We start from the raw sequence: 24,477 nt of genomic DNA, 5'->3' as shown, positions 1-24,477 counted from the left end.
CGGAAAGCTTGCTGCGAGAGGGGCAAATACTTTTTTCGGATATTGGTGCCGAACTGTTCGTCAGCGATATCGATGGCCCGGTTGAGGATCATCTTCTCCTGCTCCAGGCGCTTGATCCTGGCTTCCAACGCGTGGATCTTCTTGCGGGGTGGCCGCTTGTCTTTCATAGGTGTCTTGCTTTCCCAGTCTAAGCTACCATGTTTACGTAGCCAGACCAAAACCGTCGAACGGCCCTGGATGCCGTGCTTCGACTGCGCCTGCTTGTAGGTCAGAAGCCCTTTTTCTACCTGGTCCACAACATCCAGCTTAAAGGCCAGACTGTAGTCCTTTTGACTTTTCCGTAAAAAGCCCTTCCTGATTGTTTCTTCCATATAAGTCAACTTTTGTGTCAACTTATTTTAGGACGGTACATTCTCTAAACAAGAAAGGCCCTTCTGCAGCAGCAGAAGGGCCTTTCCTTTTATAAGCCGTTTAGGTCAAATTTGGCTAAAAACACCGGTTGTTTTCCTATTATGACTTCTTCAAGCTCCCAATCATATCTTCTTCAGGGCGTACCCACTCCGTGAACTGCTCATCAATAAGCAGGCCAAGGTCAAGGGCGGCTTGGCGCAGGGTGGTGCCTTCCTTGTGGGTTTTCTTAGCTATTTTGACGGCGTTGTCATAGCCTACGTGTGGTTTCAGCGCCCAAGCCAGCATGAGCGAATTGTCCAGCAGGCGCTTGATTACCTCGTAGTTGGGTTCAATCCCACGGCGCAGTGCTTGTCAAAAGAATCACAGGCATCGGCTAGGTGACGGGCGCTCATGAGCAGGTGGAAGATCATCAATCTATACCCTGAAAATAATCACCTGAAAATATAAGATTTGGTGGATACGTGGTTAAATCAGATTTATCAAAAATAAAAGGTCACTTGGGGAATGCGGAATATCTAGAGACTACTCTTGCTCTTTTGGAGCCTGAAAAGCATGAAAGTGAGGATTCACGAGAATTTTACCCTTACTTTGTGTATACAATCAAAAGGCAAAAACTTTAATCCCAAAAGAGTTGCCTATCCCTCCATTCTTAAAAGCGTTCGTCCTATGAGATAATGTCCCCCTTATTTAATTCGGCAGATTAACAACGACAATCATCTAGTACCACTTAATTCTCAATCATGAAAATAATGTTACGGCTAATGCTGTTCACCTTAAGCTTGTGTATTGCACAGGCAGGTTTTGCCCAGAGCAAAACCATTACCGGAAGGGTCACCTCTTCTGAAGACGGATCCGCCATGCCTGGTGTGAGCGTAGTAGTGAAAGGAACAACCAACGGTACCTCAACAGATACTGAGGGTAGATATTCCATTCAGGCAGCTCAAGGAAGTGTCTTGGTATTTAGCTTTATCGGGGCGCTACCGCAGGAACATACAATAGGTGCCGCTGGTACTATTGATGTGAAATTGGGATCAGATGCTAAAGCCCTTGATGAAGTGGTAGTAGTGGGGTATGGTACCCAGAAGAGAAGCAACGTTACTAGTGCTGTTTCTACAGTGGATGCTAAAGTGTTAGAGTCTAGACCAATCACAGATGTGGGCCGCGCATTACAGGGTACTACTCCTGGGCTAAGTATCACAAGCCCTTCTGGACAAATCGGGCAGAACCCAACTATCAACTTGCGCGGTATGACAGGTACCCTAAGCGGAAGCGGAGGAGCACAACCACTGATTTTAGTAGACAACGTAGAGGTACCTAGTTTACAATTAGTGAATCCTGAAGATATTGAGTCAATCTCTGTTTTGAAAGATGCCGCTTCTGCCTCTATCTATGGTGCACGAGCTGCTTGGGGTGTAATCCTCATTACTACCAAAACAGGCAAGAAAGGAGCACCAACAAAGGTGAACTACTCAAACAACTTCTCTTGGAACAAGCCAACCCGTACCCCTGAAATGGCCAATGCGGCAGATGCCGGGGAAATGGCGCTTGCTTCTGCCAGAAGAACAGATCCTAAATTAACAGAGATGGGGATAGTGGGTGTCTACTTTGATGACCTGGCCATTCAGAAAATACGGGATTGGGAAAGTCAATATGGTGGCCAAGACTTAGGCCCTGATATGGTGATGGGCCGTGACTTCGAGGTTAGAAATGGCCGCTTGTTTTTTTACAGAACTTGGGATCCTGCAGAAATGTACATGCGGGATTGGACACCCATGCAAAAGCATGATCTGTCTGTTTCTGGAGGAAGTGAAAAAACCACTTTCCATCTTGGCGCAGGCTACTTAGGACAAACTGGTGTTCTAAAGGTTAATCCAGATGAGTTCAATAGGTACACTCTAAACATGAATGTAAGTACAAGTGTGACCGACTGGTTGGATACAAGAGCTAGAGTGATGTACACCAACACCCTCACCACTGAACCATTCAACTTTGGCAGTGCCACTTATGACCCTTGGTATTATCTATTCAGATGGCCAGTAAACTTCCCATACGGTACTTATGAAGGCAAACCATTCAGAAGTGCTATCACAGAAGTGGAACAGGCTAAAATGAATGATAATAAATCATCTTTATCAAGGATTTCAGTAGGTGGAACCCTTAGACCCTTTGAAGGCTTAACAGTAGACGCAGATTTTACTTATAACAACACCGCTGGTCAAGTTCATCAAACAGGTGGAGCTGTAAACGCTTATAACTACTGGACAGGTGGAGGTACATGGCCTTACGGACCATATACAACAGCTGGCTATGATAAAGTTCGCTATGAGAACAGCCGCAGAGAAATGTTAACGGGTAAGGCTTTTGCCACCTATGTAAAAGACCTCAATGACCATTCCTTCAAAATAATAGCCGGAGGTGATGTAGAGGAGATGGAATATTGGTGGAATTATTCTGAGAGAAGAGGTTTGTTAAATCCTGATCAAGGAGAATTACCTCTAGCTGTTGGAGACCAGTTAGTAGGAGGTAACCGTGATAAGTGGACTACCCTAGGTTTCTTTGGGCGGGTTAACTACTCTTTCAAAGACAAGTTTCTTCTGGAGGTGAACGGTAGGTATGATGGGTCATCTAGATTATCCAGAAGCCAGAAATGGGGCTTTTTCCCATCTATGTCGGCCGGTTATGTCATCACAGAAGAGCCTTTCATGGATTTTGCTGAACCAGTGTTAACGTTTTTGAAACTTAGGGGTTCTTGGGGATCTATCGGAAACCAGAACGCTAATATAAACAACATCTATTCCACTATGACTCCAGGTGTATCTAATTGGGTGATAGGTGGAATAAATACCCCTCAAGTAGGAACTCCTGCTTATATCCAGGAAGGTCTTACTTGGGAAACAGTAACTACTCTGGATTTCGGGTTTGATTCAAGATTCTTGAGAGATAAGTTCGGCGTTACCTTTGACTGGTATGAAAGAAAAACTACTGACATACACAGTGCAGGAGAAGTTCTGCCAGTGACATTGGGTTCTCCTGTTCCTCTTAGAAACTTTGGCGAGTTAACTACTACTGGTTGGGAATTAGCGGTTGATTTCACCCACACCTTCAAAAATGAGCTGCGTTTCAATGCTACAGCCATGCTGTCTGACTTTAAAGAAGAAGTAACAGAGTTCGCTAACAACACAGGCATCAACGCTAACAGACCCGGTAGAATCATTGGTGATATTTGGGGGTTTGAGACAGACCGTTATTTCACTAAAGAGGATTTCGAACAGGATGCAAGCGGCAACCTGATCCTGAGAAGCGGGAAATATGTTATGAAAGAGGGAGTTGCTACGCAAACCTTATTTGAAAATGCCGGGTTCTTCTATGGTCCAGGTGATATAAAATTCAAGGATCTGAACGGCGATGGTAAAATTACCCGTGGCTCAGGCACAGTTACTGATCCTGGTGATCAAAAAGTGATAGGGAATTCAACTCCTCGTTATCAATATGGCTTGCGCCTTGGTGCTGAGTGGAAAGGATTTGACTTCAGTATCTTTTTCCAAGGAGTAGGTAAGCGTGACTTCTGGGGATCTGGAGCTATTATAGTTCCTGGTTTCAGAGCTGGTGAAGCAACCTACTTTGCCCACCAAACTGATTATTGGACAGAAGAGAACCCTAATGCTTTCTATCCTCGTCCTACAGATGCTCAACAATCAACAACGTTCAGGAACTTCTTACCGCAGACCAAGTATCTGCTTGACCTTTCTTATACCCGGGTTAAGAACTTGACATTTGGTTATACATTGCCGAAAACGTTAACCAGCAAGGTGAAAGTTGAGCGTGCGCGAGTTTACTTCAGCGGAGAGAACCTTCTTACTTTTGATAAATTAGGTGATATTCCAATTGATCCAGAGGTTAATTATACAACTTCTGGTTTGAATGACCCAGCTACCTTTGGTCGTGTTTACCCTTACCAAACGAACCTTTCATTTGGTCTTCAGGTAACCCTTTAAATTGTATAACCATGAAAATTAGAATAGCATCAATTTTGTTCTTTGCGCTAACCCTTTTTAGTTGTGAAGATTTTCTTGAGACCCCCCCAATTGACCAATTAAGGGATGAAACCTATTGGGTGAATGAGGCTAGTGTGAGAACATTCTCCTATGGGTTTTATTCCGCCTATTTTACCGGCTACGGATCAGGCAATACGTGGGGTAGGTATTTTACAGGGCAAGCGTTGAATGATGACTTCGCCCCTACCACACCTGTCCAGTTTACCCCCAATGCTGTTCCAGCTTCTGGTGGTGGATGGACCTTTACCTGGGTTAGAAAAGCGAATATTTTCATCAATCGTGTGCAAACAGTGCCTATGAGCCAGGAAGCCATTAATCACTGGAGAGGCATTGGCCGTTTCTTTAGAGGTTTGGAGTATTCTGACTTGGTGAAAAGCTTTGGTGATGTGCCTTGGTATAGCAATTCTCTTTTAGAGACAGATATTGATCAACTTTATAAACCACGTGACCGCCGTACCTTGGTAATGGACAGTGTTTTAGCTGACTTTAAATATGCCGTTGAAAATGTGCGCCTAACCAATGGTCAAAAAGGGCAGACAGTTAACAGAGATGTGATATTAGCTTACATGTCAAGAGTATTCTTATTTGAAGGAACTTGGCAGAAATATCACCATAACAATTCTGCTAAAGCAGCAGAATACCTAGCGGCTTCTAAATGGGCTGCAAATGAGGTGATAAAGTCAGGAAGATACAGGTTAGGAAACTACAGAGAGGTTTTCAATTCTCTTAACCTGGCAGGAAACCCAGAGGTTATTCTTTATAGAGAGTATGCCCCCGGCGTTCTTACCCATGCCCTTAATAGCTATAATAACAAAGAACCGCAAACGGGACCTTCAAAGGATTTGATTGATTCCTATTTAGGGAAGGATGGCTTACCTATCAAGGTTTCTACCGTGTACCAAGGTGACAAAGGTATCACCAAAGTAATGGCTAACAGAGACCCAAGGATTACCCAAACGTTTGTTTCTGATCAACTCAGATTAAATGGAATTGCAGGAAACTATTCTACTACTGGAATCGCCACGCATAAATTCCTGAATGAGGAGATCAAAGATTTGCCAGAGGGAAGTTTGAGTGGTGGCTATGCTGATGCCCCTGTTATTCGTTTTGGAGAGGTATTGATGAACTATGCAGAAGCTGTTACAGAATTAGCTACTGTTGGCGGACCTGAAGTAACTCAAGGTGATTTGGATATATCCATCAATGTTTTGAGAAGCAGACCAGGAATCAATATTCCTAAGTTAGAAGTAAAAGGTGGTCAGCCAGCAATAAATGGCCAGACTTATGATGACCCAGACAGAGACCCAAGTGTTCCTGCTTTTATTTGGGAGATCCGTAGAGAGAGGAGAATTGAGTTAGTCTTTGAAGGATTCAGGTTAGATGACCTCAAAAGATGGAAGAAGTTAGAATATACTAACACCATCACCAACCCTGAAATCAATATGGGTGCCTGGATCAGAAAAGCTGATTATCCTAAACTCAGTACAAGTGTAGTGGTGGATAAAGACCAAAATGATCCAGAGGGGTACATCACCCCAGCCTGGACCGCTGCCACTCAAAGGACGAACACAGATCCTAAGTACTATTTAAGCCCACTTCCGTTGGATCAGATCGTGCTTTATAAAGAAAAGGGAGTAACTCTCACTCAGAACCCAGGATGGTAATAAACCGCCTCTGAGATATTGAATTCATGCAGAAAGGCTCGCAAGTTGCGGGCCTTTCTGTTTAAGCACTGTTTGATAAAACTACACCAGAATCTGGTGGGGATTATGCTTAGAAAAGATTGATAGCATTAATCACTTGCGTGTAAACATTATTTTAAAACCTTCATCATGCAAAGCCCAACTTATTATTAAAAGCACCCCCTAAAACAGAAATGCCCTTCTGCTGCTGCAGAAGGGCATTTCTGTTATTTGGCCTGTTTCCCAAAAACAGGCCGAAAGCGGCAATGGACTACTTCTTCAAGCTCCCGATCATATCCTCGGGGCGTACCCACTGGGTGAACTGCTCATCAGTGAGCAGGCCAAGGTCAAGGGCGGCTTGACGCAGGGTGGTGCCTTCCTTGTGGGCTTTCTTGGCGATTTTCGCGGCGTTGTCATAGCCTACGTGCGGGTTCAGGGCGGTCACCAGCATGAGCGAGTTCTCCAGTTGGCGCTTGATCACCTCGTAGTTAGGCGCAATGCCCACGGCACAGTGCTTGTCAAAAGAATCACAGGCATCGGCTAAGAGACGGGCGCTCATGAGCAGGTTGAAGATCATGACCGGTTTGAACACGTTCAGCTCGAAGTGGCCGTTCATCCCTCCTACGGAGATGGCTACGTCGTTTCCGATCACTTGGGCGCAAACCATGGTCATGGCCTCGGCCTGGGTAGGGTTCACCTTGCCGGGCATGATAGAAGAACCAGGCTCGTTCTCTGGGATGATGATCTCCCCGATACCGGAACGAGGGCCGGACGCCAGCAAACGGATGTCGTTGGCGATCTTCATGAGGCTTACCGCCAGTTGCTTTAAAGCGCCGGAAGTCTCTACAATGGCATCATGAGCAGCCAGGGACTCAAACTTGTTCTCGGCGGTTTTCAGGGGCAAGCCAGAGAATTCGGCTATTTTCTGGGCCACCAGTTCGGCGTAGCCTTGGGGCGTGTTCAGGCCGGTACCTACGGCAGAGCCACCCAATGCCAGCTCGCTCAGGTGATCCAAGGTGTTGCGCAGGGCGCGCATGCCGTGGTCCAGCTGAGACACGTAGCCAGACAGTTCCTGGCCTAGGGTAAGCGGCGTAGCATCCATTAAGTGGGTACGGCCAATCTTCACCACGTGCATGTATTCCTGTGACTTGGCGTGCAGCGTGTCGCGCAGTTTCTGCACCATAGGCAGGGTATGCTCAGCCACTACCTTATAGCCGGCAATGTGCATGGCCGTAGGGAATGTGTCATTAGAAGACTGTGACTTGTTCACATCGTCGTTCGGGTGAATTTTCTTTTTTTCATCCATTAAATCGCCTCCCAACAACACGTGCGCGCGATTGGCAACCACCTCATTCACGTTCATGTTGCTTTGGGTACCGGAACCTGTCTGCCATACCACCAGCGGGAACTGGTCAGCTAGTTCTCCGGCCAGGATCTCATCACACACGCGGCCAATGATCTCTGCTTTATCTTGAGGTAATACCCCTAGTTCCGCGTTGGTGTAAGCGGCAGCTTTCTTCAGGATGGCGAAGGCCTCAATCACCTCACGCGGCATCAACTGACCGCCAATGGTGAAGTTCTCTTTGGAGCGTTGGGTTTGGGCACCCCAGTATTTATCGGCGGGCACCTCTACCGGGCCCATAGTGTCTTTCTCTATGCGTATGCTCATGTCTTTTAGAAAATGGTTAATACAGTAGATGCCTCAAAACTACGCAATTATTCATAAAAAATGGGAGGCTAACTTGCCTCCCATTTTTGCATTGTTTTTAGAAAAAGGCTTCAAAACGGGGAGCCATTGCTCCTCCCCCGCCCTCTATTCACCTGGTAGCCCTTACTTCTTGCGCTTACCCGCTACTGGGCGCGACAAGCCGCTTTCATTGTGCAGGCGGTCAACGGCAGTCACGGCGTAGGTATAACGTTGCCCGGCTTCCGCCGATGAATCTGTATAGGTGGTGCCGCCGTGATGAATAGCCAGGATATGAGCCGGGTTCTCCAAGTTCACCTTCTGCCCATGCAGCACCCGGTATACCACGTAGTACCGGGCCTTATTGCCATCGGCCGCGGCCGCAGGAGCAGTCCAACGCAAAGCAACGCCTTGGGTGCTGTTCTCTACCTTCAGGTCAGTAGGCGTCAAGGGTGCAATACTGTCTAACCACGGCATGGTAGGCAGCAGGGCCGGGTTGGCGTAGTAGTGCTGCCGCAGGCTGTCCTGGATTCTGTTAGGGTTGGCCATCACCGACTTGGAACTGAAATACACGCTGCCGTGCACGTTGGGGGTCTGGCGGTTCAGGCGGATCTGCCGGCCGGTTTCCAACGGATCTGACCATTGCTTGTACACGCGGTCATTGTTGATCTTGTAAGGCCCATGCCCCACGTACAAATGCTTTCCGAAGCCATTCTTGCTCCACCAGTCCAGCAGTTTGCCATAGTCAGCGGCCGGGTGGCCGAAGTGGAAGTAGATCTGCGGTACGTTATAGTCAATCCAACCTTTCTCCAGCCAGCCTCTGATGTCAGCGTACAGGTGGTCATAGTTGGTGATACCGCCCTTGGAGTCTGAGCCCCGGGGTTCGTCGGCAGTTTTGTTCCGCCAGATGCCAAACGGGCTGATCCCGAATTTCACGTAGGGTTTCTCTTTCTTGATGCTATCAGACAAGACCCTGATCACCTCGTCTACGTTGTAGCGGCGCCAGTCGTCTTTGTTCTGGAAGTTAGCCCCGTACTGTTTGAAATCATCCTCATCTGGGAAGGTGTCTTTGGTGGGGTACGGGTAGAAATAGTCGTCAAAGTGGACGGCGTCAATGTCATAGTTGCGCACCACGTCCATGATCACGCCCACAATGTATTGGCGCACTTCGGGCAGGCCCGGCTTGAAATAGTACTTGCCGCCGTACTGGATAAACCACTCGGGTTTGGTCTTGGTGATGTGCTGCGGGGAGATGTTGGCGCTGATGGTGTCATGCGTAGCCCGGTACGGGTTAAACCAGGCGTGGAACTCCATGCCGCGCTTGTGCGCCTCCTCTATCTGGAACGCCAACGGGTCATAAGGCGGGTTGGGTTCCTGACCCTGCTTGCCAGTGAGCCAATGCGACCATAGTTCTTTGGTGCTGCGGAAAAGGGCATCAGTGGTGGGGCGCACCTGCACCACCACCGCGTTGATGCCGGTTTTCTGGTGTTCATCCAGAATGTACCGGAATTCCTCCATCTGGGTCACCGGGGAAAGGCCTTTTTGGCTGGGCCAGTCAATATTGGCTACCGTGGCAATCCAGACACCTCGGAACTCGCGCTTAGGCGAAGGCTGGGCCTGGGAAACAGTAACAAAAAGGAAGAACAGAGCGGGTACCAGCAATACCCGGAGAAAGAGGACGAGTTTTTTCATAAGAGGGATAAAGGTGCAAGATCTTAAAAGGCAAATATCCACCTTTCCTGACCTTCAGCAAATTTATTCCTTAGTCATGGCTAGTTTTTAAATTATTTTTAAAAACTAGTGCTAAAAAGCACTCATATCTTACTCTTTCAAGGCGTTCAGCTCTTCAAACGGAATATCCAGCAACGGGTAACTGCGCCAATCTTTGAAGTCAAAATGCCACCATTCATCCGCATAGACTTGAAACCCGTGCCGGAGCATGGCTTGCTTGAGCAGGTCACGGTTCTGTTTCACCTTTTTAGGGAGACGGGCATACTCTGAATGGGCCTTCGGGGTGAAGGCGTCATAGGCCGTGGGCATTTTCAGTTCCTTGCCGTCACGCAGCCGGACTAGGGTAAGGTCAATGGCGCAGCCCCGGTTGTGCCGGGAACCCGTACGCGGCGAGGCTACAAATACGCTGTCTCTCACCTTCTCAAAGAATTTGACGGTGACCTGGTACGGGCGGTACCCGTCATAGATCTTGAGGCCCAGGCCCAGCGGTTTCAATTCGGCCTGTATTTGTTTAAGGGCGTCGGCAACAGGCTTTCGGGCATAGGCGGTGGCGAGGGCATAGACAGGTTCGCCCGCCAGGTTGTCGGCCGTGGCATATTTGATATCCAGCACCAAGCCGGGTATGTACGAGGCCAGTTCCACCAGTTTTTGCGCCGGGTTTTGCTTTACCTGCTCCTGGTATAAGGCCAGGTCAGACACTACAGATAATCCGTACTGGTTTTTAGGAATGGGCTTTTGCGCCCAAGCGTAGCTGCTTGCCCAAAGCAGAAAGGCTGTGCAGAAAATTTTCTTCATTTGCGTTTGAATACTACGTAGGCCGCTATACCGGAGGCCAGAAACGTAAGTAGCCTGAGCCACTCTACCCGCCCTGTGGTGAAATAAGTAATACAAAGGGCAGTCCAGGCCAGTAAGGTACCTAAACAAAAGAGAAACAAGATAAGCTTTCTGTTCTTCATTAAGGCATTAAAGGATAGGGAGAGCCAGGCTCCAGATCAACTTTTCTTTTTTATTGCTTCAACAACGTCTTTTCTAAAAGAACTCATTATACGCCTATTTTTGTAAAATCAAGCAAAAACCGGAGACGGTTGCCAAGCATCAACAAATATATAAGTTATCTAATATAGATTCCTCCTAAAACAAAAGCTACTGACTTTCCTATGACCCAGGCTATCAAAGCGTTTTAGGCATTATTCCGTAAAACAAGCCTAAAACGATGGGTTGCCTGAAAGATTATACCGGCATCTTGCTGTAATAAATCCCGTTTATCTCCTACTAATAGCCAACTGCTGCCAAAGGGCAGGCAGTCAAATCCTCAGAACCAACAAACCCTTTACCCTTACCATGAACAAAAGAATAAAAGTCGCTTGCCTCTCCATGCTGCTCAGCAGTGCGGTGGCAGGTTCTTTCCAGCCCGCCTGGGCGCAGATAAGTAAGAAGCCAGCTTCCAAAACTACCGCCAATGCCAAAGGCGCCACTCCCCAGTTTGATCTTCCGTTTGAGAAATACAAGCTGCCCAACGGGTTGGAGGTGGTTTTGCACCAAGACAAATCAGATCCCAAGGTAGCGGTGGCCATCATGTACCACGTAGGTTCCAGCCGCGAGAAAGAAGGACGTACCGGGTTTGCGCACTTCTTTGAGCACATGCTGTTCCAGAACTCAGAGAACGTAGGCAAAGGCAACTTCATCAAGAACGTAAACCAGATGGGCGGTACCTTCAACGGCGGTACCTTCACTGATGGCACCGTATATTATGAGGTAGTTCCCAAAGACGCCCTGGAACGCATTCTCTGGATGGAGTCTGACCGCATGGGTTTCTTCATCAACACGGTAAGCGAGTGGGGCCTGGAAAATGAGAAGCAGGTGGTGAAAAACGAGAAGCGCCAGCGTGTGGATAACCAGCCTTACGGGCACACCAACTACGTGATCCTGAAGAACCTCTACCCTTCCAGCCACCCCTATAACTGGGAAGTCATCGGCTCCCTAGAAGACTTACAGAATGCTACCCTGGCAGATGTAAAGGAGTTTTATGAACAATGGTACGGAGCCAGCAACGCTACCCTGGTATTGACCGGTGACTTTGAGTCAGCAGATGCTAAGAAGCTGATCGCGAAGTATTTTGGCGAGCTGAAAACCAAGCCCGAGGTAAAGAAACTGACCCCGCAGCCTGTGAAACTGGCCACCACCAAGTCGGTTTTCCACGTGGATAACTTTGCCAACTTGCCTGAGTTGACCATGGTGTACCCCACGGTAGAGCAGTACCACAAAGACTCATATGCTTTGAGTATGCTGGGCAGCCTGCTCTCAGATGGCAAGAACTCTCCTTTTGAACGCATTATTGTAGAAGAGAAGAAACTGGCGCCAGGTGCCTCGGCGGGCCAAAGCTCCGCGGAGATTGCCGGTACGTTCCGGGTACGGGTTCGGGCCTTTGACAAAAAAGACCTGGATGACGTGCAGGCAGCCGTCTTTGCCGCCTTTGACAAGTTCGAGAAGGATGGTGTAAACGAGAAAGAGTTGGAGCGCCTGAAAATCCGGCAGGAGACTGCTTTGTACAACGGCATCTCCAGCCTGCTGAACAAAGCATTCCAGTTGGCGCAGTACAATGAGTTTGCCGGCGACCCGGGCTTTGCTAAGAAAGACATTGCCATGACTCAGGCTGTGACTGCGCAAGACATCATGAATGTGTACCGCAAGTACATCAAAGGCAAACCCTACGTCATGACCAGCTTCGTGCCCAAAGGCCAGGAAGAACTGGCGGTGAAAGGCGCCGTGAAAGCCGAAGTGGTGGAAGAGAAGGTAGTGGCCGGGGCCGAAGGTGCCAACACAGGCACGGAGCCTACCACGTTTGCCAAAACGCCGTCTAAGATAGACCGTAGCAAGATGCCCGAGCTGAGCAACAACTTCAAGTTCACTCCGCCTGCTATCTGGACTTCGCAACTGAAGAACGGCCTGAAAGTGTACGGCATTGAGCAGAATGAGCTGCCGTTGGTGCAGTTCAGCATCCAGCTCAAAGGCGGCATGCAATTAGACGCCCCTTCTAAGATCGGCACCGCCGCCCTGGTAGATGCCATGCTCATGGAAGGCACCAAGAACAAGACGCCGCAGCAACTGGAAGAAGCCATCGGGCAACTGGGCGCCTTCATCAACGTGAGCTCCTCGTCTGAGAACATCACCATCTCCGGCAATACGCTGGCCCGCAACTTCCCACAGGTCATGAAGCTGGTAGAAGAGATTCTGCTGGAGCCCCGTTGGGACGAAGCCGCTTTTGCCAAAGCGAAGCAAGCTGCCCTGACACAGATCAGGCAAACCCAGGCCAATCCTATGGCCGTGGCCTCCCTGGCCTTCAACAAGGTGCTGTACGGCGACGGAAGCCGCTTTGCCTACCCTACCGCCGGTACCACCGAGACCGTACAAGGCATTACCCTGCAAGACCTGAAAGACTACTACCAGAAGAACTTCTCTCCTAGTATAGCAAGCTTCCAGGTAGCCGGGGCCGTGAAACAAGCTGAGGTAGCCAAAGCCTTGGCCGGCCTGGAGCAGAAATGGGCGGCCAAAAATGTAGCCTTGCCCACACCGGTCACCGCTACGGCCAAACCAGCCGCCCGTCTTTACTTCATTGACCAGCCCGAGGCCAAACAGTCGGTGATCTATGCCGGGTACTTAGCCGTGCCGGTAGGCTCTCCAGACTATGCCGCTTTACAGGCCATCAACCACAAACTGGGCGCGGGGTCTGCCTCTACCCTTTTCAACGTGCTGCGTCTGCAGAAAGGCTATACCTACGGTGCCGGTTCCGGCTTCTCCCGCAGGCCTACCGCGCCTGGTATGTTCGCGGCCTCGTCCAGCGTGCGTACCAACGTGACCAAGGAGTCGCTGCAGACATTGGATGAGATCCTGAAGACCTACGGCACCAGCTACACCGAACAGGATTTAGCTACCACCAAAGGCGCTTTGATCAAAGAGACTGCCTTGAATTACGAGACCCTGGGCAGCTTGGTGAGTCTTTTAGAGACTATCAACACCTACAACCTGCCCCTGGATTACCTGAAACAGAATGAGTCGGCTATCCAGAACCTGAGTTATGCCCAGGCCAAGAGTCTCATCAACAACTACATTGATCCTAACAAGATGGTGTATGTGGTGGTAGGTGACGCTAAAACCCAATTGGCCGGTCTTAAAGACCTTGGATTAGGCGAGCCGGTAGTGCTGGAGAATAAATAGCAGCCCCCATCAACCTTAGTTCTTGCAATAGCCCGCTGCTCAGGTAGCGGGCTATTGTTTTTAGATCCTTTTGCTAAAAAGAGGCTATAATCCGCTTCCTGCCAGACCTGGAGAAAGCTTGGCTGCGGGAGGCTCAAGGGGCTTCGCAAGAACCTCTGATTTGCGGCTGTTTTACAGAAAAGAGCCAGAAATCATCCCGTCTAGCCTAGTCGTATCCCGATGGAAACCAGCTGGTTTGGGGCTCTTTTTGTGAATCAAGGGGTTAAACGCCATCTTTGCCGTATCAAAAGCACATAAGTGCCCATAGCAATGATACACCACATGCATACAAAGAAAATATACCTGGTTTGGCTGAGCCTCAGTCTGTTGGCCTTTGGCTGTGAGCCGGAGAAACTGGAGCGCGGCAAAGAGATGGCCGTGGAGGCCGAGCGCCACAAGGTAAAGCGGATCACCCAGGAAGACATGGAAAAGCAAGCCATTCTGGCCGGCGACACCATCATCAGGCTGGTGGAGGGCGCTTTTCTGCAGCTAGCCGAAGGCCAGCCCCAGGCCCAAGCCTTGTTTGTAGCCCAACCCGATAAACTGCCCACCGTCAGCAGCATCCTGCAGCGTTACAACGCCACCCTTACCCGTACCTCTTTCGCCTCTGAGGCCGAAGCCCAGGCTTACCAACGGCAGGCCCAAGGCTCCTCTTCTGAGGCCCAATCCAAGGCCAGCGCGGAATTGCAGGTGCGCGAAGGCGTGGTTCAGTACCAGCGGCCTATAGAGATCCGGCGCCGCAACTGCGCCAGCTGTGATGAACCCAGCCTGCTGGACTATACCGCCACCTCCCTGGACCAACTGCGGGTATTCTCGGCGCAGGGCAAACCCGATGGATTTGCCGAAGGCCAGCTAAGAGGCGTCTGGAAGATCTCTTTCCCCAGGGAGAAGCTCATTGAGCAGATCACCCTCAAGACCAAGCCTTCCCGGCGGGGCAAACTGTTCAGCAAAACCCCAGACTCAACGGCCAAAAGGTAAGGACAAGCTCCCTTACTTCACGTGGAACATAGTGGTGAGGTGGCCTAGTTTGCCAGTGGTGGTCATGCCTTCCATTATGGCCCGGTAGGTGGTTTTCTGATCGGCGGCGAAAAACGTGATCTCGGCTTTGCCGGCGGCGTCTGTCTGTATTTTGGGGTTCCAGTACACGGTGGTCCGTAGATCAGGCATTACCACGTTGCTGTTGTCTGGCTGGTCATAACGCGGCTGGTAGAATTCGCGGGCTTTCTGGAAGTACACTCCCTGGTAGGTGGCCATCCCAGGCATCTTGGACATTCCTCCCGGGGTGTTTTCCTTGCTGCCCCCTTTCTTCATGACAATGGCCACCACCCCGTTTCCGCCCCTGGAGCCATACATAGCTGAAGAAGCCCCCGGCTTGAGGATCTCAATAGCCTCTACCTGGTTCGTGTTGATGGATTGGATGAAGGAAGCGTCTACGGGGCTGCCATCTAGCAGGAACAGCGGTGAACCTCCGCCCCGCATGCTTATTTGCCCGTTGGTTACTTGCAGGCCGGCCACCCTGCCTTGCAAGGCTTGCATGATGTCCATTCCCGGAGTCAGTTCAGAGCCCTTCACTACGCGGTCTGGGGTGCCGTGCAGGCTACCGGCAGCGGGTTTGTATTCTTCTTCCTTCTTCTTGCCCCGCACGTCTACTTGCCGTAACAGGATACCGCTTTTTCCGGAGTATTGGTCTAACTTCAACTGCTCGCGGTTGCGTTGCAGGTACGCCCACACCTCATTGGAATACGGGGCGGGAACCGGCTCATAGGGCACCTGCGGGAAAGCCTGAATCTGGGGCAGGTTGTTGTCCAGCGTCAGCAGCGCCATAGCTGCCCCTTTGGCGGCCTGCACCATGATGGAAGAGGTGTCTGGGAAGCTGGCCAGGCTGAACTTGAACTTGCCCTGGTCATCGGTCTGTAGTTTGATCGCGCTCATGGGGTTATTATGGTTCATGAGCATGATCTCTGCGTAGGCATCTGGCTGGCCGGTGATCTTGGAGAGCGTGCCGCTAATGTACAAATCTCTTTCGGCCAGGAAATTGAGCTGCGGGAACTTGTCCTGGAGAAGGTCTTTCCAGACAAACCGGCGCCAGCCCTGGGTCAGCAACAGGTTATCAAGGGCGGTGGCAACCTCTGGGGTGGCCGCACTAAAATAGTAAGACGGGTCTTCCACGTGGCCTTTCAGGTCTGAACTCAGGAGCAGGTAAGACACCAGGTTGGCCGCATGGGGCGCCGGGGTCACAGCCTTTTGATCGGTGATGGCCAGGGAGAAGTTCCCGGCTACGGGAGCGCCTGTTTCGTCTTTGGCCTGTACCTGCAAGGTTACTTTCTCGCGCGGTTTATAGGTGGGTTTGTCTGGGGTAAGGGTAAGCTGTACCTGCGGCGCATGGTTCACGAAGACCAGGCGCTCGGCCAATGGCTCACCCGTTTCTGAGAAGACCGTGAATTGCACCAGACCGGAAGGGAACTTGTTTTTGGGCACGTCTACCTGAAAGACCTCACGGGCGGTGGGGCTGGAGGCGGCGTAGAGTACCTCGCCCCGTACCTGCGCCACCAGATGCAGCGCCTTGGGTTTGCCTACGCTGTCCTGGCCAAAGCCCAGGCTGTAGAACTTCACCCGGAAATTGTCTAGGTTCTTAGGGTCTATGGATAGAATGAAGCCTTTCTTCTCTGGAACCGGCAAGGGGAACTCCTGGGCAATGCCTTTGGGAGAACTTATACGGGCGGTGTACTTCTTGTTGGGATCTGGCACAAAGCCTACCCGGCCCATGCCAAACCGCTGGCTCTTGAAATCAGCTACTTTCTGGCCCTGGCCGTCGTAGATGGCCCCTTGCACATCTTTTCCCAGTCCGTTGGCGTCTACCGCCTTTAAGCCCAGCAGGTTCCAAAGACCACTTACCAGATGCCCACCCTCCGGGAAGAACTGCACATCTAGTTTCTCCTGCGGCGCAGGAACGGCCACGGTGCGGGTCAGGCTGCCGCTTTCCTGTTCAAAGGTGAGAATGATTTTGGGGGTGGTGGTTTCCTCCCGGGGCAGGAACAGCCGAAGCAAGGCTTTGCCATCAGCGGCGGTGGTTACTTTTTTAGGCGTGGTCCGCTTGTCAAAATTGGTGGTGTACGAAAACGAGGTTTGGCCCAGGGGCTTGTTCTGGTAGTTCAGGAGGCGCAGGTTCACCAGCACCGAGTCCCCACCCGACTGGGGTTTGAAGGTGAAGGCCGTGGACGTGACCAGGTCGTTTTTGCGGGGACTCCAGATGGTGATATTCTGGTGGAAGACAAAGGCCTCGTCAAAGTTCTGCATCCAGCTGGTGAAGGCCCGCAGGCGGTACGTGCCTTCGGGAATGTCATCTGGCAAAGCGAAGTCGCCGTGGCCCTTGCCTTTGTCTAACCGTATGGCGGTGGTGCGGTAGAAGGTGTTCTCTGGGGTGATCAGCTCCACGTACAGCACTTTGTTCAGCTCACTGGGCTGGTGGCTGTGGGCGTTCACCAGGTAGGCTTTGAACCAGATGTCTTCGCCGGCGGCATAATAAGGTTTGTCCAGGTGCAGGTACACTTTCTCTTGGGGATACTTGTTGTGCAGCGTGGTCAGCTTGGCCACCACCCGGTTGATGACGTCATTCTGCTGCCAGGCCGGTGAGACAAAGGCTGCCAGCAGCCCCGTGAGGGCCAGAAGAGACAGAAGAAAGAATTTAGGGAAGCGGCGGAAAGGCATGGAGAACAAGGTAGGTAAGGTCTGCCAAAGCCACCAGCGGCCACGGCCAGGGAGCGCTTTGGGGAGATTGCGTAATTTAACGCCCTCAGGTTTATTTTGAAAGGTAATGTGCACCTTTTGGCTTGTTTTCTGAAAAACGGCCCAGAAACGTTATCTTTGCGGCATCGTAACACATGTTTTACCGCTTAAAAGAGGAAATATACATATGGCTATCATTCAAGCAACCGATACAGACTTTCAAGACGTGTTGAAGAACAACGAGCGCGTGGTAGTGAAATACTTCGCGGATTGGTGTGGCAACTGCCGGTTGTTCTCGCCTAAGTTCAAGCGCATGGCCGCCAATGAGGAATTCCAGGACGTGGCCTTCGTAGACGTGAACGCCGAGGTAAGCCCCGAGGCCCGCAAACTGGCCGGGGTAACCAACCTGCCTTACTTTGCGGTGTTCAAGAATGGGGCTTTGGTAGAAGGTGCCGCCACCAGCAAAGAAGACTTTGTGCTAGAAATGGTTCGTAAATTAGCCTAATACTCCCATGAAAATACCTGCTATCAAGAAACTGGTGGAAACCCAGACCATTGAGGCTCTGCGCGAGGCGGAAGAGCAACTGATCAATGAAGAGACGCCGGCCTTTGAGATTGAAGGCGCCGACGAAGGAGAGCAACTCACCCATGTGTTTGGGGCCATCTGGATCCTGAACCACATGCAAGACCACAACGCAGACTTTAAGACCGCCCTGCGGGAATTCACCCAGAAGGTAAGGGTTTCCATCAGCTAGTTTCTGCTGGAACTCCACGTAATGAAAAAAGCCTGCCGATGTAGATTGGCAGGCTTTTTTTTGGTGTTTTATCTCATAGAAGCAAAAAACTCTTCCGCCTTCTTCATGCCTTCCTCGGTGCAGATGCCCCGTATGTAGTACAGGAAAACGCTGCGGAAGACCTCGGCCACGTCAAACCTGTCTGGCGGAAAAGTATTCGGGTTCACGATCATGGAGAGCTGCTCCATCATGATCTTGGTCACCAGCTGAATGTTGAGGTCCTGCCGAAGTTCCCGTTGCAGCACGCCCTGGTTTAAGAGGTCATACAGCAAGTAAGACGAGTATTCATTAGAGTGGGCCCAGTAAAGAGCCCAGGCCGTGGGGTACTTCTGCTGGATCTCCATCAACACGGTGGGTTGGCTCATGCGTAGGGTTGTCAATCCTTGCTCTACTACCAGCAGCAGACGCCGCAAGGGGCTGGGCTCCTTGGCAAACAGCAGTTCATGCTCTTTTTTCCGGCAATCTAAATCAAACTCCACCACCTGGGTGACCACGTCTTCCATGCCCCCTTTGAAGAATTCCCTGAAGGTGGCAGAAGAGATATCAACCCGGTTAATGATTTCATGCTCATTTAAGTGGGAAAGGCCCTCTTGCCTGATAAGGGTGAGCAGTTCCTGCAAAACGGTTTGTTTAAAAGTCATTCTGAATGGGAGGTCAAATAATGATACGTGAAGGTGCCCGGTTTTTTGTCAGAAGTGAAGCTAACCCTAGCTATACAAATGCCAAGCCACCTTTGTACAGGCAGACATTTATGCCTTAGCAGGTAATGCAAAACAAGGTAAAAAGGTTCTCTGCAGATAAATGGCTTGTTTGGGAAGGAACTTCACCAAGCCCTCTGGTACCAGCAAGCCAACAGCTGCAAAAAAAGTAAAGGTACTTATTTTTTGCCATACAGGCGTACGTAAACCAAGCCTTCTTTCAGTTCCTGCACCACCACCCACTCTTGTTGCAGCGCGGTGAGTTCCTGGTCTGTAAAGCCGTTGAACACGTTGGAGTAGAAGATGTACCGCTGGGTTTTCAAGTCTTTGGCGGGGAAGCGGCGGTGGTCAGCGGTCAGGTCCGTTTCTGCCGGCGAAGCCAGGTTGGGGAAATCACTTCCCACCTCCTGCCAGGGGATCTTCTGCTGGTCCAGGTAAGAAAGCATCTGGTGGCGCAATTTGAAATAAGGCAGATGCGCGAGGCTGGCGTCCCAGCCCTTGGCTATTTTCTCTGGATATACCCAGAAATGGCCGCTTGCCAGGCTGCCCACCAAGACCAGAACAACCAAAAGCCGCCGTGGCCGCGAAATCTGCTGCACCAGATGCGCCACCAGCAGCCCCAAGGCTACATACACCACCAACCAGTACCGGTGCCCGATGGGGTTGGTGAACCAGACCAGCACCAGGCTAAGCACCGCCAACGGCACCAGCAGCAGGATAAGCAGCTGCCGGGTAGAGAGAGTCAGGTTCTTCCGGGAAGTCCACAGCAGCACGCCCGCCGTGAGCCACAGCGAGACCCGACCAAAATCAAGCAGGCGCCAGCAGATGAGGACCAGGTTGCGCAGGATTTCTACGGGGCTGGCCCAGGCCGCATAGCTTCCCCACGCCGAGGAACGGGAAAACCCCACCCACCCAAAATGCTGGTAGTGCAGCCCCAGCCAAGCCAGGAGCACCAAAGCGGCGGGCAGAAAAGGCAGCAATTTCCGGCGTATTTTGGAGAAAGTGAGACTGCCCTCTTCCAGCCAACTTAACAGCAGATAGGTAAGAAACACCGCCCCCAGCAGGAGTTGGCTTCTGGGGGTGTGCACGGCCATCAACACCAGCCCAATAGATGAAAGAAAGGGACGGTGTTGCAGAAGGGCGTTCAGGCAGAGCAGGTACAGGAACAGCAGCACTATATCTGGCGCCACCTGGGCAGCCTGGGCCAATACCGTAGGGTCTAGAAATACGAGCAACAGACCTACCCATACCCCGGAAGGTGGTAAGAAATGCCTAGCCAGCAGATACACCTGCCACACCAGGCCCAGCAGGAAAGGCAGCATGAGAAAATGGCTCACCGGCAGGGTCTTCCCAAACAGATGCCATCCGGCCGCCAGGTACATCCCAAACAGCGGCGGATACCCGGCCAGGTCTGCGGGCACAAACAGCGTAGAGAAACGGGTGTGGTAATACCACTGCCCATATTTAGACGCCAGCAGGATGCTGTCCCAGAAAAAGCCGTTGCCCTGCACGTACCAGGTGAGCCCCACCAGCAAAGCCATAAACGGCAACACCACAGGCAAGGCCTGACGAACGGAAGCAGCAAAAGACATTCTTTCTGGCACTGTGTAGCAGAGGATGGGTTAGACCGATGTCCAGAGAGGACAGGTCTGCAAAGAACAGCAATTGCCTTCTGAAAACCGCCTCCGTTTCAAGCCCATCTTTACCAAAACAGGCCTGAAACCTTGGTGTCAGAAATAAAAGAGATGGGCTCCACGCCGACAGCAACTAAGCCGAAGCGCCCGCGGCAACGGCCGGAACCAGATCAGAAGCAATCTTCGCGGAGAGTAGGCATAGGGGAATACCGCCGCCGGGGTGCACGCTGCCGCCCACAAAGTACAGTCCTTTCAGGCTGCCTGTGAAATTGGGGTGGCGCAGGAAAGCTGCCATCCGGTTGTTGGAGGAACTGCCGTACAAGGCCCCGGCAAAGGAAGACGTGTCAGCCTCTATGCCCCGCGGGTCCCAGACTTTCTCGGCGGTGATGAGCGCCTCCAGGTCTACGTCCAGCGCCTGACTTACTTTCCGAAGCACGCTTTGCCGGGTCTGTTGAATGAGCTGGTCCCAGTCCTGCCCGGCGTTGTGCGGCACGTTTACCATCACAAACCAATTCTCGTGCCCCGGGGGCGCATCTGCGGGCGTGCATTTGGAGGTGATGTTCACATACACGGTGGGGTCATCACTAACGGTTCCTTTCTGGAAGATGTGCTCAAATTCCTGTTGGTAGTCTTGGCTGAAGAAGATGTTGTGCAGGTCCAGTTCAGGAAAGGCGCGGGAGATGCCCCAATAATAGATCAACGCCGAACTGCTGCGCGGTTGCCGCAGCGTTTTCTCAGGGGCCGGCTGCCGGGGCAGCAGCTTCCGGTAGGTGGGCACCACATCCATGTTGCTCACCACCACGTCGGCGAGGTAAGTACCCTGCGCGGTCTTTACGCCGGTGGCTTGGCTGCCCTGGGTTAGGATTTCCTGCACGGGCTCCTGGTACCTGAACTCCACGCCCAGCTCCTCCCCTAGCCGCACCAGGCTTTGGGCAATGGCGTAGATGCCGCCCTCGGGGTAAAAAGCGCCTATGTTGAACTCCAGGTGCGGAATCAGGTTGAGCGTGCCGGGGGCCTGATAAGGGTCTGAGCCGTTGTAGGTGGCGTAGCGGTCCAGCAGCTGCACCAGGCGCGGGTCTGAGAAGGCACGGGCATTGGCGGCGTGCATGGTGGTAGTCAAGCCCAGTTCCGGCACGGCCGGAAGGGTCTTCAGCACATCTGTACTCAGGTAGGTGCCTAGTTTGTGCAGCGATTTGTGCAGGAACGTGTGGGCGGTGGCCTGGTACAGCCGGGCCGCTTTCTGCAGGTGGCGCTGCAACTGGTCCTGCGGCACGCCTAGTTTAGTTTCCACTTCCCGGGCAAAGGCCTCCGCGGAGGCATGGGCGGTGAGGCGGGTGCCGTCGGGCCAGAAATACTGGGTCACAACGGGCAGGCGCTGGTAACGGAAATAGTCTTTCGGGGTGCGGCCCGCCAGGGTGAACAGGTCGTCTACCAGCTGCGGCAGTGTGAACAGAGAAGGACCGGCATCAAAGCGGTAATCGCCCGGCAGGGTGAATTGCGTCATCTTTCCGCCAAAGGAGGCGTTGGCTTCCAGCACCGTGACCGCGTATCCTTTCACCGCCAGCCTGATGGCCGCCGCTATGCCGCCAATCCCTGAACCAATCACTACTGCTTTTGCCATGGGTCAATCTACGCAGTTTCTGCTTTTTTTCCTGATCATAACCCAGCCGCCCGTGAAAAGTTTGGGGCAAGAGGCCAAAGCCAGGTTCGTTTACGCCCTGTTTCTGCTGAAACAGCCTAAAAACGCGAAGAACGTCTGGGATAAGGCTCGTTTACCGCCTGTTCCTGCTGAAATAGCTTTAAAACCCGTTTGGTTTCCCGAAGAACCGCTGGTACACGGCCTTTCTCTGGCCAAAAACCGCAGACATCACGGGGTACAGCAACAGGTCCAGGGCACGGAATCTGGTGCGGTACTCAATGAGTTCATGGATGATGCTGTGCCCGTTGTGTTGGGTGATAAGGTGCTTGTGCCGCCAATAGGTAAGCGGGGCGGGCAGTTCCTGCCCTTCGTCCACAAACCAAGCCTCCTGTTCCCGCACTTCGCGCTCCGTGATGAGGCTGGTCCATCTCTGCCGGACGGGGCCAATCTGCAACGCGATCTCTACCCGGTCACCGGGGAAACTGCCGTCAAACCGTAAAATTTTTAGCCGGGGGAATGGGGGTGAAAGGGCCTTGAACAGGTCTACTGTAAAACCTTCCAACACAACCTGGTAAGGTTGGGCCACTGGTATCTGGAGATGGAGTTTCATGCCGGGGCAAATGGTCTGGATAGATAACCTGATAGGCGGGCAGATGTTGCCCTTTTCAGGGGAAAGTAGGAAAACAAGGCATAAACGAACGCTATAAACGAAATGAGAAGTGCTTTTTCGGTTTTCATGGCCCTGGCCGTATGGGGGTTAGGCAGCTGTACCCCTTCCCGCGACTTGTACACCAGCCCGGCTTTTGTGGCCGCCGCCCAGCACCATAAGACCATTGCGGTCTTGCCGTTTGATGTGCAGGTGGGCCTTCGGCCGAACCAGATGCGCCAGTTAACCCCAGAGCAGCTGTATGACCTGGAACTGAGTCACGGGCGGGCGGTGCAAAGCGCGTTTCAGATCCATTTTTTGAAAAAGGTAGCTAAAACGGGGCGGGCCATTGCCGTGCAGGACGTGAACGTGACCAACGCTATCCTGAAGGAACATGACCTTCAGCCAGAGGAAATCAGCCGCATACCTGCCGCCGAACTGGCCCAGATGCTGGGGGTAGATGCTGTACTGGTGGGCTCGCTCACCACTGACAAACCTGTTTCCACGGCCGTGGCAGCCCTCTATGCCGCTTATACGCTTTTATACACGCCGTATGTAGGCGGCATTGGCCCCACCAATACAGGCAACACCATGATGCGGATCTATGACGGTGCCTCGGGTGATTTGCTGTGGAGTTATGACAAGATGCTTTCCAGGGGCCTGGGCAGCGATACCCACCACATTGTGAAAGCCATCACCCGAAAAGCAGCCAGAAAGATACCCTATGCTAAACAAAGCCACTAAGCGGTTCTTCTATACTCAATCTACATACCAAAACTTATATATAATAGCCTCATCTACGCTAGTGCCCCCTTGCTTTTCGTTTCCGACGTTCATTTAAAAAAGACCTCTTAATGAAAGCTTTCTCTTTACTACTGGTATTCCTGATATTAGGCTTGAGCGGAGCGGTTTCTGCCCAAACCAAGGAAATCTACACCAACCCGGCTTTTGAAACGCTGGCCAAGCAACACAAGGTAGTCGCCATCCTGCCCTTTGACGCCCGCATTGGGCTGCGGCCCAACCAGATGAAGTCCATGACGCCTGAGCGCATCAAGGAAATGGAGAAAAACGAAGGGCTGGCGGTGCAAAGCGCGCTTCAGACCTATTTTCTGAAAGTGAGCAGCAAAGATGACTACACCGTGTCTTTCCAGGACGCGGCCACCACCAATGCCCTCCTGCTCAAGAACAACATCAATGAAGAGAACATCAAGACCTTTACGCCGGTAGAGCTGGCCAAAGTGCTGGGAGTAGACGGCATTATCTCCGGCACCTTCAGCACCGACAAGCCCATGTCTGACGGGGCCTCCCTGGCCCTAGGCTTAGCGGTGGGTTTCTACGGCGCTACCAACTCCGGTAAGACCGCCATCAGCATCCATGACGGCGCCTCCGGCGAACTGCTCTGGAAATACGAGAAAAGCCTGTCCCGGAGCCTGGGCAGCGACACCAACACCATTGTGACCACCATCATGCGCAAGGCTTCCAAAAAATTCCCCTACTCTAAAATAAAGGATTAGCCCAATAGA

At 51.8% G+C, this 24,477-nt stretch carries 16 protein-coding genes and 2 pseudogenes; 8 read left to right on the top strand and 10 right to left on the bottom strand.

The window, feature by feature from the left end; genetic code table 11:
* Together FOE74_RS21350 and fumC (FOE74_RS00755) are read right to left on the bottom strand one after the other, a co-directional pair.
* Positions 1-371, bottom strand: a pseudogene (locus tag FOE74_RS21350) (IS3 family transposase); the annotation flags it as partial.
* A gap of 139 nt (positions 372-510) precedes the next feature.
* Positions 511-824, bottom strand: a pseudogene (fumC, locus tag FOE74_RS00755) (class II fumarate hydratase); the annotation flags it as partial.
* Positions 825-1,172: 348 nt separating this feature from the next.
* On the opposite strand from fumC (FOE74_RS00755), the gene FOE74_RS00750 reads away from it, so the two are divergent.
* A complete protein-coding gene (locus FOE74_RS00750; protein ID WP_225840585.1) occupies positions 1,173-4,406 on the top strand; it encodes a SusC/RagA family TonB-linked outer membrane protein in 3,234 nt (1,077 codons plus the stop codon).
* Between the two features lie 11 nt (positions 4,407-4,417).
* A complete protein-coding gene (locus tag FOE74_RS00745; protein WP_149096698.1) occupies positions 4,418-6,130 on the top strand; it encodes a RagB/SusD family nutrient uptake outer membrane protein in 1,713 nt (570 codons plus the stop codon).
* A gap of 289 nt (positions 6,131-6,419) precedes the next feature.
* Here the strand turns inward: FOE74_RS00745 and fumC (FOE74_RS00740) are convergent, their stop codons facing one another.
* The 3 genes from fumC (FOE74_RS00740) to FOE74_RS00730 form a co-directional block, all read right to left on the bottom strand.
* The gene (fumC, locus tag FOE74_RS00740) at positions 6,420-7,817 is read right to left on the bottom strand and encodes a class II fumarate hydratase (RefSeq protein ID WP_149096697.1); all 1,398 of its coding nucleotides are present in this window, start codon (positions 7,815-7,817) and stop codon (positions 6,420-6,422) included.
* A 162-nt stretch (positions 7,818-7,979) separates the two neighbouring features.
* Positions 7,980-9,524: a glycoside hydrolase family 10 protein gene (locus tag FOE74_RS00735; RefSeq protein ID WP_149096696.1), complete on the bottom strand. Its 1,545-nt coding sequence runs from the start codon at positions 9,522-9,524 to the stop codon at positions 7,980-7,982.
* A gap of 129 nt (positions 9,525-9,653) precedes the next feature.
* Entirely contained in the window at positions 9,654-10,358 is a 705-nt protein-coding gene (locus tag FOE74_RS00730; RefSeq protein WP_149096695.1) for a M15 family metallopeptidase, read from the bottom strand.
* Positions 10,359-10,904: 546 nt separating this feature from the next.
* On the opposite strand from FOE74_RS00730, the gene FOE74_RS00725 reads away from it, so the two are divergent.
* Together FOE74_RS00725 and FOE74_RS00720 are read left to right on the top strand one after the other, a co-directional pair.
* Positions 10,905-13,778: a M16 family metallopeptidase gene (locus FOE74_RS00725; protein ID WP_149096694.1), complete on the top strand. Its 2,874-nt coding sequence runs from the start codon at positions 10,905-10,907 to the stop codon at positions 13,776-13,778.
* Between the two features lie 321 nt (positions 13,779-14,099).
* Positions 14,100-14,795 (top strand): hypothetical protein, encoded by a 696-nt coding sequence (locus FOE74_RS00720; protein ID WP_149096693.1) that lies wholly within the window; start codon positions 14,100-14,102, stop codon positions 14,793-14,795.
* 12 nt (positions 14,796-14,807) lie between these two features.
* On the opposite strand, the gene FOE74_RS00715 is transcribed toward FOE74_RS00720, so the two are convergent.
* On the bottom strand, positions 14,808-17,525 hold the full coding sequence (locus tag FOE74_RS00715) for an MG2 domain-containing protein (RefSeq protein ID WP_149096692.1): 2,718 nt from the start codon (positions 17,523-17,525) through the stop codon (positions 14,808-14,810).
* Between the two features lie 205 nt (positions 17,526-17,730).
* On the opposite strand from FOE74_RS00715, the gene FOE74_RS00710 reads away from it, so the two are divergent.
* Positions 17,731-18,048: a thioredoxin family protein gene (locus tag FOE74_RS00710; RefSeq protein ID WP_149096691.1), complete on the top strand. Its 318-nt coding sequence runs from the start codon at positions 17,731-17,733 to the stop codon at positions 18,046-18,048.
* Positions 18,049-18,055: 7 nt separating this feature from the next.
* Positions 18,056-18,298 carry a DUF6952 family protein gene (locus FOE74_RS00705; protein WP_149096690.1) on the top strand — a complete coding sequence of 81 codons (243 nt, stop codon included), beginning with the start codon at positions 18,056-18,058 and terminating at the stop codon, positions 18,296-18,298.
* Positions 18,299-18,366: 68 nt separating this feature from the next.
* On the opposite strand, the gene FOE74_RS00700 is transcribed toward FOE74_RS00705, so the two are convergent.
* The 4 genes from FOE74_RS00700 to FOE74_RS00685 form a co-directional block, all read right to left on the bottom strand.
* Positions 18,367-18,978: a TetR/AcrR family transcriptional regulator gene (locus tag FOE74_RS00700; RefSeq protein WP_149096689.1), complete on the bottom strand. Its 612-nt coding sequence runs from the start codon at positions 18,976-18,978 to the stop codon at positions 18,367-18,369.
* 236 nt (positions 18,979-19,214) lie between these two features.
* Positions 19,215-20,627, bottom strand: a complete 1,413-nt coding sequence (locus FOE74_RS00695) for a hypothetical protein (RefSeq protein WP_149096688.1) — start codon at positions 20,625-20,627, stop codon at positions 19,215-19,217.
* 175 nt (positions 20,628-20,802) lie between these two features.
* On the bottom strand, positions 20,803-22,290 hold the full coding sequence (crtD, locus tag FOE74_RS00690; protein ID WP_149096687.1) for a 1-hydroxycarotenoid 3,4-desaturase CrtD: 1,488 nt from the start codon (positions 22,288-22,290) through the stop codon (positions 20,803-20,805).
* Positions 22,291-22,468: 178 nt separating this feature from the next.
* Positions 22,469-22,918, bottom strand: a complete 450-nt coding sequence (locus FOE74_RS00685; RefSeq protein WP_149096686.1) for an SRPBCC family protein — start codon at positions 22,916-22,918, stop codon at positions 22,469-22,471.
* 102 nt (positions 22,919-23,020) lie between these two features.
* On the opposite strand from FOE74_RS00685, the gene FOE74_RS00680 reads away from it, so the two are divergent.
* Positions 23,021-23,698, top strand: a complete 678-nt coding sequence (locus tag FOE74_RS00680; RefSeq protein WP_149096685.1) for a hypothetical protein — start codon at positions 23,021-23,023, stop codon at positions 23,696-23,698.
* 110 nt (positions 23,699-23,808) lie between these two features.
* Positions 23,809-24,468, top strand: a complete 660-nt coding sequence (locus FOE74_RS00675) for a hypothetical protein (protein ID WP_149096684.1) — start codon at positions 23,809-23,811, stop codon at positions 24,466-24,468.
* Positions 24,469-24,477 lie beyond the last annotated feature (9 nt).

It is taken from the genome of Rufibacter glacialis, assembly GCF_008271745.1.
Lineage (GTDB): Bacteria > Bacteroidota > Bacteroidia > Cytophagales > Hymenobacteraceae > Nibribacter > Nibribacter glacialis.
Note: the sequence above shows the minus strand (reverse complement) of the source record. Positions and strands in the feature narration are given on the sequence as shown.